General features: G+C 45.4%; 3 protein-coding genes. All 3 read right to left on the bottom strand.

Annotation, left to right across the window (positions count from 1 at the left end):
• Nucleotides 1-158: FAD-dependent oxidoreductase (locus NNN71_RS24400; protein ID WP_271459556.1), on the bottom strand; the 158-nt coding region annotated here is incomplete at its 3' end.
• Nucleotides 159-276: 118 nt separating this feature from the next.
• Complete coding sequence (gndA, locus tag NNN71_RS24395; protein ID WP_271459555.1) at nucleotides 277-1,683, bottom strand: NADP-dependent phosphogluconate dehydrogenase; 1,407 nt, start codon at nucleotides 1,681-1,683, stop codon at nucleotides 277-279.
• A 110-nt stretch (nucleotides 1,684-1,793) separates the two neighbouring features.
• Nucleotides 1,794-2,349, bottom strand: a 556-nt coding sequence (locus tag NNN71_RS24390; protein ID WP_271459554.1) for a glycosyltransferase, incomplete at its 5' end; no start/stop codon positions are given.

Below are 2,349 nucleotides of genomic sequence, written 5' to 3'. Positions count from 1 at the left end.
TATCCATTGTGCACACGAGCCTGATTGTTATATGATGCTCGGGACATAAAATCATGTTCTTTTTCGAATAATTTTACATGATGCCCTTTCAAAGACAATTGTTCGGCAAGATAAAGGCCAAAAAAACCACCACCTACAATTATTATTTGCTTACTCATGGCTGATGAAGTTCCACGGATAATTTAATTTTATATATCCTAATGTTAATAAATATATGTGTAGTCAATAAAAGCAATGGATACTGTATAGTATCCATTACTATCTCAAATCAAAAGATTAATCTAACCATTCAGTGTGGAACACACCTTCTTTATCAGTGCGTTTATAAGTATGTGCACCGAAGTAATCACGCTGAGCCTGGATCAGGTTCGCCGGCAGTACCGCGGAACGGTAGCTGTCGTAGTAAGCCACGGCTGCAGAGAAGGTCGGCACTGGAATACCATTCTGTACCGCATAAGCGACGACATCACGCAGCGCCTGCTGGTAATCATCAGCGATGTTTTTGAAGTACGGAGCCAGAAGCAGGTTAGCGATACCTTGGTTTTCAGCATAAGCATCAGTGATCTTCTGTAGGAACTGCGCACGAATGATGCAGCCCGCACGGAAGATCTTCGCGATTTCACCGTAGTTCAGGTCCCAGTTATATTCGTCAGATGCCGCGCGCAGCTGAGAGAAGCCCTGCGCGTAGGAGACGATTTTACCGAGGTACAATGCGCGACGGACTTTCTCGATAAATTCTGCTTTATCGCCAGCCACTTTAGCCTGCGGGCCCGACAGCACTTTCGATGCCGCGACACGCTGATCTTTCAGAGAAGAGATATAGCGGGCAAATACGGATTCGGTGATCAGAGACAACGGCTCGCCGAGATCCAGAGAGCTCTGGCTGGTCCATTTACCGGTACCTTTGTTTGCCGCTTCATCGAGGATCACATCGACCAGGTATTTACCCTCTTCATCTTTCTTAGTGAAGATGTCTTTGGTGATATCGATTAAGTAGCTGCTCAGCTCGCCTTCGTTCCACTCGGTGAAGGTCTTCGCCAGTTCGTCGTTGGACAGGTTCAGACCACCTTTCAGCAGAGAATAGGCTTCAGCAATCAGCTGCATATCGCCGTATTCGATACCGTTATGAACCATCTTCACATAGTGACCCGCACCGTCAGCACCGATATAGGTGACGCACGGTTCGCCGTCCTCAGCAACAGCAGCAATTTTCGTCAGGATCGGCGCAACCAGTTCATACGCTTCTTTCTGACCGCCTGGCATGATAGATGGCCCCTTCAGCGCACCCTCTTCACCGCCAGACACGCCGGTGCCGATGAAGTTAAAGCCTTCTTCAGACAGTTCACGGTTACGGCGAATGGTGTCCAGGAAGAAAGTATTACCACCATCAATGATGATGTCGCCTTTATCCAGGTATGGTTTTAGGGAATCAATAGCAGCGTCAGTGCCCGCACCGGCTTTCACCATTAACAGGATACGACGTGGGGTTTCAAGAGACTCGACGAACTCCTGCACCGTGTAGTATGGAACCAGTTTCTTGCCAGGATTCTCGGCTACAACTTCTTCAGTTTTTTCACGGGAACGGTTGAAGATGGAGACGGTATAACCACGGCTTTCAATGTTGAGCGCCAGGTTGCGCCCCATCACTGCCATACCGACTACGCCGATCTGTTGTTTGGACATTACATACTCCTGTCAGGTGTTGATTTTGCAGAAAATATCCTGCTAGAGAAAGTAAATTACATGTTAGACTAAGTTCAATGATGACGGTACAGTAAAATAACCTCACCGCACTAATTGCGATGTGTAAGTACTGAATCAAAAAACTTTTTAAAATTCTGAGCCTTAACTTCCCATCCCCATGACTTTATTGATTCAATATTTTCAGCAGATAGCTGTGGAATCAATTTCTCACGATTATAGTAAAATTCACGCAACTTATTAACAAGAACGCTAAGCTCACGCTCTTCTAATATCCAATGCTGCTGCAGTGGCCCAAACGCATCACGAACTACACCGACATCGGTAGAAATAATGGGCACACCACAAGCCATTGATTCAAGTACAGGATTTGGGGTACCTTCAATCTTCGACGGACACACATAAAGATCTATCTGATTATAGTATTTAACCATTTCTTCATGTGGAATGAATCCGAGTTGCCGATCCGCTAAATGTAATTGAACATTTAATCCTTCAGCTTGTAACATTTCGACGGCAGGTTTCAATAATGAATGATACCCCTTGAAATCTTCCTGCTCACCCGCCCATTTAGAATTGCCAGCCCAGCCAATAATTAGAGGACGATCAATAATTTTCTGATATCTAGACTGATTACTTGGATAGAAT

Source organism: Kluyvera sp. Awk 3 (genome assembly GCF_028069715.1).
In the GTDB taxonomy this organism is placed as follows: domain Bacteria; phylum Pseudomonadota; class Gammaproteobacteria; order Enterobacterales; family Enterobacteriaceae; genus Kluyvera; species Kluyvera georgiana_A.
This window is presented reverse-complemented; position numbering and strand designations above follow the sequence as displayed.